The sequence below is a fragment of the Bacteroides graminisolvens genome (genome assembly GCF_963666085.1).
Classification (GTDB): domain Bacteria; phylum Bacteroidota; class Bacteroidia; order Bacteroidales; family Bacteroidaceae; genus Bacteroides; species Bacteroides graminisolvens.
In genome coordinates this window covers 973,674-988,325 of record NZ_OY762556.1, presented here as the reverse complement: position 1 = coordinate 988,325, position 14,652 = coordinate 973,674, and the positions used below count along the sequence as shown (strand labels likewise).

General features: G+C 40.0%; 5 protein-coding genes. 1 reads left to right on the top strand and 4 read right to left on the bottom strand.

Annotated features, from left to right (window positions below; all coding sequences use genetic code 11):
• The first annotated feature begins 15 nt into the window (after nucleotides 1-15).
• On the top strand, nucleotides 16-4,371 hold the full coding sequence (locus ACKPCE_RS03950; protein ID WP_319504270.1) for a two-component regulator propeller domain-containing protein: 4,356 nt from the start codon (nucleotides 16-18) through the stop codon (nucleotides 4,369-4,371).
• A gap of 49 nt (nucleotides 4,372-4,420) precedes the next feature.
• Here ACKPCE_RS03950 and xyl3A read toward each other — a convergent pair whose 3' ends face one another.
• The 4 genes from xyl3A to ACKPCE_RS03930 all read right to left on the bottom strand — a co-directional run bounded on the left by xyl3A (nucleotide 4,421) and on the right by ACKPCE_RS03930 (nucleotide 14,611).
• Nucleotides 4,421-7,012 carry a xylan 1,4-beta-xylosidase gene (gene xyl3A, locus ACKPCE_RS03945; protein ID WP_407654950.1) on the bottom strand — a complete coding sequence of 864 codons (2,592 nt, stop codon included), beginning with the start codon at nucleotides 7,010-7,012 and terminating at the stop codon, nucleotides 4,421-4,423.
• A gap of 130 nt (nucleotides 7,013-7,142) precedes the next feature.
• The gene (locus ACKPCE_RS03940) at nucleotides 7,143-9,308 is read right to left on the bottom strand and encodes a hypothetical protein (protein ID WP_319504269.1); all 2,166 of its coding nucleotides are present in this window, start codon (nucleotides 9,306-9,308) and stop codon (nucleotides 7,143-7,145) included.
• 21 nt (nucleotides 9,309-9,329) lie between these two features.
• Nucleotides 9,330-11,318, bottom strand: coding sequence for a RagB/SusD family nutrient uptake outer membrane protein (locus tag ACKPCE_RS03935; RefSeq protein WP_319504268.1), 1,989 nt, complete (start codon nucleotides 11,316-11,318; stop codon nucleotides 9,330-9,332).
• 20 nt (nucleotides 11,319-11,338) lie between these two features.
• A complete protein-coding gene (locus ACKPCE_RS03930; RefSeq protein ID WP_319504267.1) occupies nucleotides 11,339-14,611 on the bottom strand; it encodes a SusC/RagA family TonB-linked outer membrane protein in 3,273 nt (1,090 codons plus the stop codon).
• Nucleotides 14,612-14,652: the final 41 nt, after the last annotated feature.

Sequence of the window (14,652 nt, the reverse complement as noted above, 5' to 3'; positions counted from 1 at the left end):
TAAAAGTCTGATGCCATGAAAACACTTTTCAAGTACACCTTATTTTATGCTTGTATCTTCTTTTTTTTATCTGAGATAGCTCAGGCGCAACCAGTATGTCAAATACAGCATTATTCAACCTATAGCGGATTGCCTCAACGTACTGTGGTTAATATTGTGCAAGATGGTAAAGGGTTTATCTGGCTTTCTACATGGAACGGATTAAGCAAGTTTGATGGCTATTCATTCAAAAACTACAAGGCCTATCCGGGAGATGGATGTACCCTTACTTCTAATCGATTGTATTCTATTACCGCCAATCAACATGGTGATATTTGGTGCCAAACTTATGATAGTCGTATCTATTTATTCGATAGCCGGCGCGAGAAGTTTATTGATGTTTTAAAACCATTTGAAACTCAAAATAATGTAAACTATAGTATTCGTCAAATCTATGCTTTAGCTAAAGGTGTGACTTGGATTGTGTTCGATCACGGAGCTTTTCGGGTAAACGAAGGGGAGTATAAAAAAGGCGAAAGTAAAGGTGTTATACTTTACAGTAGCAAAGCCGGAAATTTACCCGGAAAGGATGTTGTGAGAGTGCTTCAGGATAAAGATGGTGATGAATGGATTTTTACTGATAAAGGCATTCAGATAGTTGGAAAGAAAACGATGCCGGGTAACACTTCGTTTAAAAACGCTTGCGAAAATGGCAATAATATGTATTTGTTGTCTGCCAATAACCGGTTGGCTGTTTATGATTTGCGTACTGAACAATTGAAGTTTTTGAAAATACCTTATGATGATATCCGCTTAAATTGCATACAGAATCTGGGAAAAGATACTATCGGACTAGGGGCCGAGAATGGCATTATTTTATTTGATGTAAGGAAGAAGAATTTTAAGTATGTAGCTGTTCACTTTGCAGCAGAAAACTCCAACGTACAAAACATATTTAGAGACAGTCATGGAGAATTGTGGATATTTTCGGATGCAGCTGGTGTTAACCGATATAATCTTCGTACCGGCGAAATTGAATATTACCAAACTCCTGCTGAGGATATGCCAAATGCTGAACGACAAAGCAATGAAAGTGTATTTGAGGACGCTCAAGGCAGATTATGGGTAATTCCTCAAATGGGTTGTTTGAGCTATTATGACCGAAAAAGCAAACAATTAAAACCTTATTATACTGATTATAATGATCCGAAATCTAAATTTACTCCCATTGTATTGAGGTATTTATTAGACAATCAGAAGAATTTCTGGTATACTAATAATTATGAAATGGGCAAGATTTCTTTCTTTCCCAGTGCTTGTGTTGTAAGACCTTTAGATTCGGGATATGAAACACGAGCTTTCCTGAAAGATAGCAATAATAATTTTTGGATGGCCAATAAAAAGGGGTTTATACGAATCTTTAATGAAGATGGGAGTTTTAAGGGATATTTGACTCCATCTGGTAGCATCACTGAACAAACGGTCTCTTTTGCCAGGAATATTTATTGCTTCATGGAGGATAAACAAGGAGGAATCTGGATGGGAACCAAATGGGATGGTGTTTTTAGACTCAAAAAAACAGGAAATAATCGATTTATAGTACAACAGTTTTCACACAAGGCCGATAACCCGTTTAGCTTAAGTAATAATAGTGTTTATTCCATATTCCAAGATAGCAATCAGCGTATTTGGATTGGAACGTATGGTGGAGGACTCAATTTGTTGGAGGAAAACAAAGATGGTGAGGTGAGATTTATACATAGCGGCAATTTATTGAAAAACTATCCTCAAAACAAATATACTAAAGTGCGGATTATTAAAGAGGTTGATAAGGCTCTACTAGTAGGCACAACAGAAGGATTACTCAGTATGTGCACTGAATTCAAAGATGCTCAAAAGATTAATTTTTATCAGAATATTCGCCGGCAGAATATAACTTCTAGCCTTTGTAGTAATGATGTTACTTCCATATATACTGATAGCAGAGGTCAGACGTTTGTTTTGACTTTTACCGGCGGAGTTAATCAGATTGTGTCTCGAAATTTATTGACCAATAATATTCAATTTAAAACATATACCAGGCAAAATGGTTTGTTCTCGGATTTGGTGTTGTCTATGGTTGAAGATCCTCAAAGAAACTTATGGGTTATTTCCGAGGATGCTCTCTCAAAGTTTAATGCTGCGAATGGAACCTTTGATAATTATGATAAGCGATATTTGCAAAAGGAGGTTTATTTTAGTGAGGCTATACCGGTTGTGTGGCACGGTCATTTAATGTTGGGAACTGAAGGAGGGGTAATGGAGATGAATCCTGCCTTATTGAGCAAAAGTAAGTATATTCCTCGAATAGCTTTTACTGGTTTGAAAATACAGGGTGTTCAGGAATCGCTGGATATTGATGATCTCAAAGAGTTGGAGTTACAGCCTTCTCAGCGTAATGTGACATTTCAGTTTGCAGCTCTGGATTACATTGATCCTAGTACCATTCAGTATGCATACAGGCTTAAAGGGTTAGAAGAACAATGGAATGAGGTTGATAATAATCGTTCTGCCAACTACATAAATCTCCCTCCCGGGGAGTATGAATTACAAATACGGTCAACAAATAGTGATGGAGTGTGGACGGATAATATGCGTACGCTTTCGGTAGTTGTTCTTCCTACCTTTTGGGAAACTTATTGGGCATGGGCATTGTATGTTTTTTTGTTTATCTTGTTTACAACAACTATTGTATATACCATTCTTTATATTTATAGATTACACAATCAAATTAATCTTGAACATCAGCTTTCAAACATTAAACTAAGATTTTTTACGGATATATCACATGAACTTCGTACACCACTTACTCTTATAAGTAGTCCGGTGACTGAGGTGCTGGAGCATGAATCTCTTTCACCAACAGCGCGTAAGCATCTTACATTGGTACACAAAAACACAGAGCGAATGCTGCGCCTTGTTAATCAGATTCTAGATTTCCGCAAAATTGAAAACCGAAAGATGAAGCTATTACTGGAGAGAACGGATGTTATTATTCTATTGGAACGAGTTATGGATAACTTTCGACTGATAGCCGAAGAGAAGCATATTGATTTTCGTTTGCATTCTCAAACGGATAATATCTCAGGATGGATTGATCAGGATAAGTTTGAAAAGGTGATGTTTAACCTGATATCGAATGCATTTAAATATACGCCCGATCATAAATCGATTGCAGTTTGGGTCAGCGTAAAGGATGAGACGTTGGTACTTTCGGTTAAAGATGAGGGTATTGGTATCGATCTTAAGAAACAACAGAGTTTATTCCAGCGGTTTGAAACATTGGTACGTTATAATATTCTACAGCCTTCATCGGGCATTGGTTTATCTCTTGTGAGGGAATTGGTTGAGTTGCATCAAGGGAGTATTGAAGTGAACAGCCAACCGGACGTTGGTAGTGAATTCCTTGTTACTCTACCATTGAGTCATAGGGCTTATGAGGGGAAGGAGAATACGGAATTTATTGTTAATGACTCTCTGTCAACTGAGCAACAGGAAGCAGCTGAAGCTTGTCCCGATACGTGTACAGAAGTTGATGATCAGGAAAAAGAGCTCGTGTCTGTATTAATTGTGGAAGACAACTCTGAATTAAGAACTTTTCTTTATGATATCTTATCGGAAACTTATAAAGTTATTGAAGCTACCAATGGGCAAGAGGGGTTACAACAGGCCGTACAGTATATGCCCGATTTTATCATCAGTGACGTAATGATGCCTATGATGGATGGTCTCGACATGGTTAAAGCGATAAAATGCAATCGCGATATATGTCATATTCCCATTATTTTGCTTTCTGCAAAGTCTTCTCTGGATGATCGTATCAGTGGATTAGAGCAAGGTATTGATGATTATGTGACTAAACCCTTTAGCTCTACTTATTTGAAGGCTCGTATTAAGTCATTACTAAATCAACGTAAGCAGTTGCAGGAACTTTATTTAAAACAATGGTCGGAAAGGAAACTGGGGCATTCGATACCGGTTGTACCTATTGAACCTCCTCAACCGGAAATTGTTTGTTTCGATGAGCTATTTATGCAACAGGTTATGGAGGTGATGGAAAAGCAAATGGATAATTCGGAGCTGACAGTAGATCGGTTTGCGCAAGAGCTGGCTATGGGGCGAACTGTTTTTTATCAAAAGCTGAAAGCAATTATAGGTCTTTCGCCAGTTGACTTTATTCGCGAGATGCGCATTAAACGGGCCAAGCAATTGATGGAAAGTGGCGAATATAATGTTTCTTCAGTAGCCTATATGACTGGTTTTAATGATCCTAAATACTTTAGTAAGTGCTTTAAAAAACAGTTTGGAATGTCTCCATCCGAATATGGAAAAGAGAGAAAGCAAAATGATTAGCTTTTTATCATACGGAAATCATTTGATTTCCGTATGATAAAAAGCTAATTTATTCGATGGTAAAAGAGTGTTGTAGCAGGTCTTCTGTTTGTGAGCTGCTACCTATCATGATGTCGTAGTTGCCGGTGCAAACTTTCATGGTGTTGGAGCCTGTGTCCCACCATTCCAATTGCTTATCGGTTAAACTAAAATCAACATTTATGGTTTTTCCAGTAGGTATATTTACACGTTTAAAAGCGCGCAATGTTTTGTTTGGCCCTTCCGAATCATGGTGCTTTCTCAAATATACCTGAACAACTTCTTCTCCGTTAACTTTGCCTGTATTGGTTATCGGTACGGAGAAATTTAATGATTCTCCTGCTTTAATTTTACTTTTGTCCAAAGCCATTTGACCGTATTCAAAAGTGGTATAGCTTAATCCGTAACCGAAATGGAAGAGGGGAGTCTGCTTCATGTAACGATAGGTTCTCCCTGTCATATTGTAATCTTCAAAATCGGGCAACTGTGAGACGCTTTTATAAAAGGTTACCGGCAATCTGCCTGCGGGGTTATAATCGCCGAACAAGACTTGGGCTACAGCAGTTCCGCCCGATTGACCGGGGTACCATGCTTGTAATATGGCTTCACACTCTTTTGTTTCGGGTTCTAAACCAATTGGCGATCCGGAACAGTTTACTAGAATAACTTTTTTACCAGCTTTATGTAATGCCGCAATGAGTTCTCTCTGAACGGCAGGTAGTTCTATGTCGGTACGATCACCCTTTTTGAATCCGGGCAAGTTTATTCCCATCTCTTCTCCTTCAAGACTGGGTGAGATGCCACCTGCAAAAACAACAATATCCGCATCTTTCACTTTGTCTACTGATTGCATTATATCAACTTCTTTTTTGAATCCCAGATCAAAATTGAGTTGTGCATCGCTTCTAAGATATTCAAAATCAAGTTCAATATGGTAAGGTTTTCCTGCCTGTACTTGTAGTGCGTAAGTTGCTTTTCGTGCACCATGTTTGTTGGAGAAGCTTTTTACTTCTTCTTGGTTTATACGCAAACGTCCTGAGCCATAGGCGTAAATTTCAAATAGTACTTCGCCGGATTGCTTTGGAGTAAATATACTGTTGTAGGTTGCCGAAAAATCGGTCAGATTAACTCCGGGGGCAAATACTGTTGCACCCGATGTGCAGAATTGAAAGGGGGTAGTAACCTGATTACGTGTAACAGGTTCTCCTTTGCGGGTGGTATTGTTCCAATAACGGGCGCTAAATCCGTTTCCGGTTGAAGATTTGCATAGGTTAAAGGCGCTGTGTATCAGTGTTCGCTCTACTAGCCCACAACCTTGTTCATAAATTAGTTTGTCCGTATGTCCTAACGTTCTCCGTATGCCCTCCAATATGGTAACTGTTTGTGAAGGCATACCGTTATAATTTCCCCATTGCATAACAGAATCATTGGCGTTAGGTCCCATAACGGCAAGGGTAAGTTCGCCACGTTTTAATGGTAGTATATTATTTTTATTCAAAAGTAAGGTCATTGACTTGAGAGCAATGTCAAGTGACAAGGAATCATGCTTAGCAGAGGCAACCACTGAAAGAGGGATTTTTGTCCACGATACATTTTCTGGATTGTCCATCTCGCCTAAGGAAAAACGGGCGGCCAACAAACGTTGAACGGCTTCATCAATGGCACTTTCGTTAATCTTTCCTTGCTTAACGGCGTTGACTAGTGCTTGGTAGCTGGAACCACATTCTAAATCTGTTCCACTAAGTACTGCTGAGGCTGAAGCCGACTCGGCATCCGAATGGGTTTTATGGCCGCGATCGTTGTAAAAATCTGCTATTGCACCGCAGTCAGAAAGGACAATACCTTTGTATCCCCATTCTTTGCGCAGTATCTGCATGAGTAGACGATCACTGCCACAGCATGGTTCTCCTTCGAAACGATTATAAGCACACATTACTTCTTTTACTTTTGCTTCTTTCACCAATGCCTCGAAAGGAGGCAGGTAGGTTTCATATAAATCGCGTGGTTTGATGTTGTCTGCATTAAAATCGTGCCGATTCCATTCTGGTCCGGAGTGAACAGCGAAATGTTTGGCGCAAGCGTGGAGTTTGTCATATTTTCCATTGCTTTCACCTTGCAGTCCCTTAACTACCATAACACCCATTTGACTGGTAAGATAGGGATCTTCTCCATATGTTTCAATCCCTCTGCCCCAACGAGGATCCCGATAGATGTTAACTGTTGGTGTCCACATGGTTAGTCCTTGATATCGCTCATAACTTCCTTTTGATGTGTAATATGTATTTTTGGCACGAGCTTCGTCGGATACTGCGGTGAATACTTCAAACACATCGTTAGGTGCAAACGAAGCTGCCATACCTATGGGTTGAGGAAACACTGTAGCTAAACCGGCACGGGCTACTCCGTGTAAAGCTTCATTCCACCAGTTGTAAGGTTTGATGCCTAATCGTTCTATGGGTTTTGAACTATCCATCATTAACATTACTTTTTCCTCCAATGTTAGTTCCTGCAACAAAAGCTTAGCTCTTTCATCAGGAGATAGAGATGTGCTCTTGTAAGTTTGATGGTTGCAACTTGACAATAGAAAAAGAGGCAGCAAGTAGATTAATTTCTGTTTAATCATGGTTCCTTTAGTTTGTATGATAGTCATTAATGTAATTCTGAAATAAAAAGGGTGTATCGTATTTGTGTACAATACACCCTTTTGCAAAAAATGTCTGATGAAGTCTCCCGACTTCCTATTGCCTTATCTTTTAAGGCATGACGGTTTTAGCCCATCTCGGGTCACCGATACCCAATTTGTAAATTTCGTGGTTACGAACTGCATCGGTGTTCTTGTAGTAAAGACCATCAAGGTTATCTACTTCGTGCATATTCGCATCCGGACTTGCATAAGGTGGGTTAGGATTTGTCATCAGGTCTGTTGGCGAAATTCCATTCTGGCCTAAATGAACTTCCAGTTCTGCCTTACCGGAGAGGTTATAGTCTGACCAGAATCCTGCACTATTTTTACTAGCGCTAAATGCTGATGCAGAGAATATGTTTCCGCTGGTCAGATTTGTATTGGTTGAATAATTCTGTGCCACATCAAATGTGATTTCACCAGAGCCATTAACTTGACGAATATCCATACCTTCCATGTATAAATTACGGGCATCTCCATCTTTCTTTGTCAGGATAAAGAGGTTTTTCTTCACCGTAATCTTACTTCCACCTGGTAAGTATCGTAGGTCAAATATCTTACGGCCGGATGAACGGGTACTGTAATTGACAAACGTATTGTTCTCTAATGTAATATTATATTGGATATTACTTGGCCACGGCAAATTTTTACCATTGTCTGTGAAGAAGCAAGTACGGGGTGAGTCATAGAATGTATTGTTACGGAATATCATATTAGCGTAAATGTTAGACTTACCTGTACCTGGGGTACCGTCACCGGCAATCCATGCATAACCGCGTCCGTTATTATCATAGTAACCGCAATTGTAGAACAAGCAGTTTTCTACGATAAATTTCTCAAAATTCTTACGGTTTGTACCCTGAACTCGGACGAAACCGCGAATCATTCGCTGGAATGTACAGTTTTTAAGTTCAAATGATTGAAGTGTTACCGCCATACCGTTGGAGTACATATTGATGAAATAGTTTCCTGTAGCACTACCGTCACCATAGTTTTTAGCTAACGGACAGTCAAAGTCGATATCTTCAAAAATAAGTGATTTGATATTGATGCCACCAAGTTCTCCTGATTGTGGTTGACGACCAAACATGAAGTTCATCGTTTGTGCTGCTCCATTAACGGTTGACATACCATTCATTAACAATTTGGCCCTGCCGGTTCCTGCTTTGGTGCGTAAAGTTAGTCCTTTGCACAATGATACGTTGTTGGCAAGGTAGTAGGTTTTTCCACCTTCCAGTTCAAATATAGTACCTTCTGCTAGTGATGCATCACTATTGTAGTTTGATAAGATGGTATCAAGTCGTGAAGCATTGTATGTGGTAGCTCCTGCAATGGTATCATTCGGGTCACAGAAATGTTTTATCAGAATTGGATCTCCGGGATCTCCGTCCATACGTATAACGCAAGTGTTGTAGATAGCGTCCCAACGAACTGGTATGTTTTTGTTTTCTGCGTTAATTACATATACACTGTTTTCCTGTAATCCGTCAATGTCTATGTAACCACGTTGGAAGTCGGCAGAAGTAAGGCTGTATTTCTGCCATTTCTCGGGCACTGTTGCTTGTGGATTAGTTGGAGAAGCCTCGATAGTAATGACATGCATCACAAAATTACCATTTTCATCGACTTCAAAGTTCGTTTTGAAAGTTCCGTCGTCACCAGATGTTGCATAAGCGCGATCAATGTTGATGCGAAAAGTTGTCTTAGTCACTTGATTGACAACAATGACTTCGGGAACATTGTATCTGTCTCCCGTTGTAATCCCTAAATAGTCGGCCCACTGGCGTCCGTTTCCATAGCCATACCATTTAGAATGGTAGGCTTCTCCTTTTTTTGAGAGTGTTCGTATGGCAAAGCGGTAGTCAGTGCTGTACTGTAGATCTTTAATCAAAAGATCTGTTACATCGGGACCTACAATCGTATCAAATAAGATGTAATCAGGATTTTCCCAATCTTGCGCTAAACCCGAAGATACGTTGGGTTGTAAAGCCATTTTAACTTCATAACCAGCACAGTCTTTCACTCCATACCAGTAAAGTTGGATGTCATTCAGGTTAACCGCCTGACATCTATAGGGATCTGAATCACCCTTGCCGGTATTATCGTCTTTGCGGAACATGGTCATAAACTCTCTATCGGAAGAGTAGCCATCACTGCTCACTACCTCATCGTCTTTACAAGAAAAGATGGATGCAGACATGAGGAGTATCAGTATGTAACTTAATTTATTTTTCATATTGTATTCTTTTCAATTTGATTACTTAATATAACCATAATAGTTCTTATATTGACCAGCACTACGCTGTATTGCTGCATTGGGATAAGGTAAAATATAGCGTACTACAGGTAGGTTTGATGCACCGGTTTGAGCATAAATATCACCATCTTTTACTAAGTACACGTTGCCTCCCCGGTCACCACGCATAAATCCGTAGAATGAGAATAAGCACTGGTCTTTAGGACATCCGTCGGTGTCATTCCACCATCCGTAATAATCTCCTGCTGTCCATTCGGAACCCGGATATTTCTCAGATTTGTACGGATTATACAGTTCTAGTACATCTAATGTCGTATTGGGATAAATATAGGTGTTATTCGGATTATTTGTTATTTTATAATATATGGTGTAAGGCAGGGTTAATTCCAAATATCCGGGTTTACCGTCGTATTGCTCTACCGCTTCAATATAGTCAGAAGTTCCTGCTGCGTTTTCGGCCACTGCGTAGTATCGTAAGAAGCTATAATAGAGTACTTCTCCATATAAATTATTACGAACCAGGTCTTTCCAGCGCATGTTCTCACCGGCAAATTCCCATTTGCGTTCGTTGAGTACTGCTTTTAGGAAATCTGTTTTAGAACCGGAAGCCGAAGCGATGTATGCATCGATTTTATCAGAATTGGTAAATGCACGGGCACGTACCTGTCTGAGGGCTTCAATTGCTTTCGCACCATTTGTACCACTCACTCCATCTTCCAACTCGTTTACGGCTTCTGCATACATCAATAATACATCGGCATAGCGCATATAAGGATAATTGATACCAGTGTTTCCAGTGCTGCCTGCTCCTAATGTATTAGCAGAATTAGCCCAGAATTTAGACCATTTATTATTGAATACAGTGTAGTCAGTAAGAATGGATGGGGTACCGTCGTATAAATAATACCACATTCCGTTGACATAGTCGCGGCGCGCGTCTTCATCGTCAAAAGAGTAACGATAAAAGGCGTTTAAACGGGCGTTTCCGTCACTCTTTCCCCAAACATTTTTTCCGGATGTAGCGCCTTCGTAATTCTCACCCTTTGGTCCTTGAATATAACCGATGCTGCCGCTTGAGTTTTTCGCAAAAGGTATTTCAAACATCGAATCGTCATTGTTGTTTACAATGTAATTGCATTGGTCAATAAATACTTGCCGATAGGGTAGGCGTAGTGAGTGAGTCCCGGATGAAACAACTGAATCGCAATAGGCTTGGGTTATTTGATAGTAGTCTTTGTAGTTTGAAGGGCGTTGCATGGTGCCATAACTGGTTGCATTGTTCTTGTCAGGACGAAGAGAGTATCCACCGCAGGTCAACGCCATGCGAGCAATCATTCCCCAACAGAACTCTTTTGAAACACGTTCTACACCGTCACTCAGATCACGAGCGAATGACATGTAAGGTGCAATGCCTTTCAAGTCTTCGATTAATGCTTTATGAATTTCTTCACGATCAACTACAGGCATGACAAAATCATCTGATTCGAAGTTAGGAGTTAGTGAGAATGGTATATCGCCAAACAGGACTACCAAGTCATGATAGAACATGGCACGAATCACTTTTGCTTCACCTAACTGTTGCATTAATTCGGCGTCTGATGCGCTAAAAAGCGGACTGTTTTCCAAGCCGTAAATGAAATTATTGGCATATTCCACTCCTTGGAAAGCGGCAATCCAGTATTTATTGATATCTCCTCCCATGCTGTTGCAATCAAAGCGACGGTAGTTATTATCTGTAGCTACCTCGCTGGTAGATATAGACATATCTACATCGCTATTTAGACAGAAGGTACTCATGTAGGCGCTACCATAGGTGCTACTGTTCAATAGTTGTGCGTAAACGCCATTTAAAGCGCGATTAATTTCAGTCTTGTCACTGAAAACATACTCAGTGTCGTATTTCGAGATGGCATCAACCTTCAAGAAATCATTGCATGAAGAAAAGCCAACCGCAACCAGACCAGCAATAAGAATATTTTTTATTTTCATATGTAATCCGTTTTTATGTATTAGAAAGTGATGTTTGCTCCAAATACGAAACTGCGGCTGCGTGGATATCTGTTGTAGTCCATACCACTTGTTAAGCCGGTTTGTACGTCGACTTCGGGGTCGTAGCCAGAGTAGCCTGTAATAATGAAGAGATTAGATCCACTTACGTAGAAGCGCAATCTTGACATTCCCCATTTATTTGTAAGCTGTTTTGGAAGAGTATAACCTATGGTGATGTCTTGGCAACGAAGGAATGATCCATCCTCAATGAAATAAGAATGAGTTACCTTGTTGGTTACATCTGTTGGGTTCCACAATGTTTTACCTGCATTCAATTCTTTGTAGAGCTCTACCGAATTTTCAAGGTAGGTGTTTTTGTACAAGCATTCGCCATCTTCACGTACGTAGGTCCACCGATTATTGAACTTAGTCAGTACGTTGAAAAAGTTTTTGCTGTTGCTTTCTGATGATGAAAGTTGATATGCGGTGGCATTATTTACGTCAAAGTCATACATATAGTTGAAATTGGCTGTGAAGTCGATCCCTTTCCACTGTCCGCTCAAGCCAAATCCTCCTTGTACTTTGGGGTTTGTATTACCAATGATGGTTCGGTCGTCTTCTGTTATTTGTCCATCGGGTTTGCCGTTCGGACCACTGATATCTTTGAATTTGATTTTACCGGGTAGTGTTGCTTTACCCGAATTACTGTCATTAAAAACGTTATTGATAATAGTACCTTCTTTAGGTACGGCAAGGAAATTTTGATTTGGGTCAAAATCGAATTCATCGAAACCGTACAATCCATCATAAACAAATCCGTAAATTAAGCCGACTTGGTCGCCCACTTTTAGACAATAATCATTATAGCTGGATTTCCAACGGTCATTCTGATCCCAAATAACGTTATCTGTGTCATTCAGTTTATCTACTTTCATTTTGTTGGAGCCCAATGTGAGGTTACCACTCAATACGTAATCTTTTCCACGAAGGATATCACCACCAATCGTTAATTCAAACCCTTTATTAGTTACCTGACCGATATTCTGCATTTGTTGCGTGTATCCCGTTGTTGATGGTACGTCCGATTTATAGAGCAAATCTTTAGTGGTATTCCAATAAACTTCAGGTGTAATAGTGAGCCGGTCGCCAAACAGGCCAAGATCAAAGGCTAAATTACGCGTTAGGGTTGTTTCCCATTTAATTTTAGTATTGGCAAAAGTGCTTCCACCTGCATTTCCATACCATTTCTCTCCATTCTCAGTAACTTCACCAAAACCTGGTCCGCCTGTTGTATTTACGGAATAAAGATAGCGCCACATGTCGTTATCAATTCGGTTATTACCCGCCAGACCTATAGCTGCTCTTAATTTTAGGTTGCTTATAATAGGATTATTTTCCAAAAAGCTTTCTTTAGAAAGTACCCAAGCGCCTGAAATAGATGGAAAGTATCCCCATTGTTCTCCCGGAGAGAATTTGGTGGAACCGTCAGCACGGAATGTAATAGAAGCTAAATATTTATGGTCGTAGTTATAACTTGTCTGTCCAAAGAATGAAGCTGTGCGTTCGGGAGTGGACAAAGAAGACGTCGATTCCCAAGGTGTTCCCAGTCCCATGTTATTGAGCGCTCTATCTGCAGAAATACTGCGAGGAAAATAGCGATTTTTTATAAAGCTTTGCTTGGTTTGATTGTGTTGTATTTCCTGTCCTAATAGGAAAGAAAAATTATGCAAATTGTCAATATCGAAACCATAAGAAGCCGTATTGGTCCAAGTGTATTTTTCAGTGCGTTTATCTGTAATGGCTGCTACAGGTAGTTTCTTGTTATTCTGACCTTCGTCGGTCATAGCACCATAAAAACGGTTTTCATCGTTGAATGAGATAAAATGTGCTCCTTCTGTACGTAATGTGAGTCCTTCAATGGGTTTCCAATCCAAACTAAACTGATTGGTATAGGCATAAGAATGTTTTTTTAATGTATTTTGGTCAATGTCGCTTTTCGGGTTAGTATATTCGAATACAGCTTCATCATCCGGGTCGACAGTTGCCGGATCCCAAAAAGCAAATTCGCGCAGACCGTTGGTTGGGCGATAGCGTAGAACGTCGATGATACCTCCACTGCCTATTTTATCGCCACCGGCCCCGGTGTCGCGTCGGTATGTTAATCTTGGATTGATTGTCAGGGTTAGATTTCTAGTCAACTGAATATTCATTTTGATATTCAAATTTGTACGACGAACGCCTGAACCCATAATAATACCGTTGTCTTCTGAGTTGGTTAAAGATGCATTGAAACGGAATTTTTCGGTGCCTCCTCCTACGGTAAAGTTGGTGGAATAATTAAATGGTGTTTCGCTCATAACCTCGTCTTGCCAATCGCGTGTTGTGGCTCGTTGATAGATGTCAAGATCGAGAGGGTTACCGAAATTAGCTCGATAATATTTTGCATTTGAACTACGTGTTCCGTTTGCTGCAGCCCAATCATATTGATAGCGTACAAAATCAGATGTGTCCATTAGATCAAGCTTTTTCGCTAATTTGCTAATTGACATTTGTGCATTGAATCCAACTGATACTTTACCTTGTTGGGCTGATTTTGTAGTAACAACAACTACACCGTTACCACCTTTTGCACCGTAAATAGCAGTCAAAGATGCATCTTTTAAAACATCTATCGAAGCAATATCTGCGGGGGGGATATCATTTATGTTGTCAGTTTGAAAACCATCAACAATATAAAGTGGTTCGTTGCTTTGGGTAACGGACGTTCCTCCACGTACCCGAATATTGATGTCTGCTCCCGGTGCACCATCCACGGTAGTCACTTGCACGCCGGCTATTTTTCCTTGCAAAGCTACAGCTGCAGATGTGACAGGTACCGCTGCTAGTTTGGCTCCGGAAATAGAACCAACAGAACCTGTTAAGTCTTTTCGTGCCTTACTGCCGTAACCAATAACAACGATCTCTTCGATTGCTTGTGAGTCATCTTTGAGAATAACTTTTAGTGTTTTGCCGGCTACAGCATCTACTTCTTGTGTCTCCATTCCTACGTAGGAAATGACGACTCGCTTTCCTTTGCGGAGGGTAAGAGAAAACTGCCCTTCCAAATCGGTGATTACACCGTTTGAATTATTGCCTTTCTCTACTACTGAAGCTCCGATGATAGGTTCACCCTGTGAGTCAACCACCGAACCTTTTACCGTCATGTTTTGAGCAAATACTCCAATGGGTACCATTAATAATAGTACAAACAAAAGAAGTAATTTGCTTCTCAACTTTTCATTTTTTTGTTTCATGATAGCATTACTTTGGTTAAACAATTAATTATTTTCAACTT

Coding starts and splice junctions, on each gene's coding strand:
- ACKPCE_RS03950 (WP_319504270.1), top strand. CDS start 16: ATGAAAACACTTTTCAAGTACACCTTATTTTATGCTTGTATCTTCTTT.
- xyl3A (WP_407654950.1), bottom strand. CDS start 7,012: ATGATTAAACAGAAATTAATCTACTTGCTGCCTCTTTTTCTATTGTCA.
- ACKPCE_RS03940 (WP_319504269.1), bottom strand. CDS start 9,308: ATGAAAAATAAATTAAGTTACATACTGATACTCCTCATGTCTGCATCC.
- ACKPCE_RS03935 (WP_319504268.1), bottom strand. CDS start 11,318: ATGAAAATAAAAAATATTCTTATTGCTGGTCTGGTTGCGGTTGGCTTT.
- ACKPCE_RS03930 (WP_319504267.1), bottom strand. CDS start 14,611: ATGAAACAAAAAAATGAAAAGTTGAGAAGCAAATTACTTCTTTTGTTT.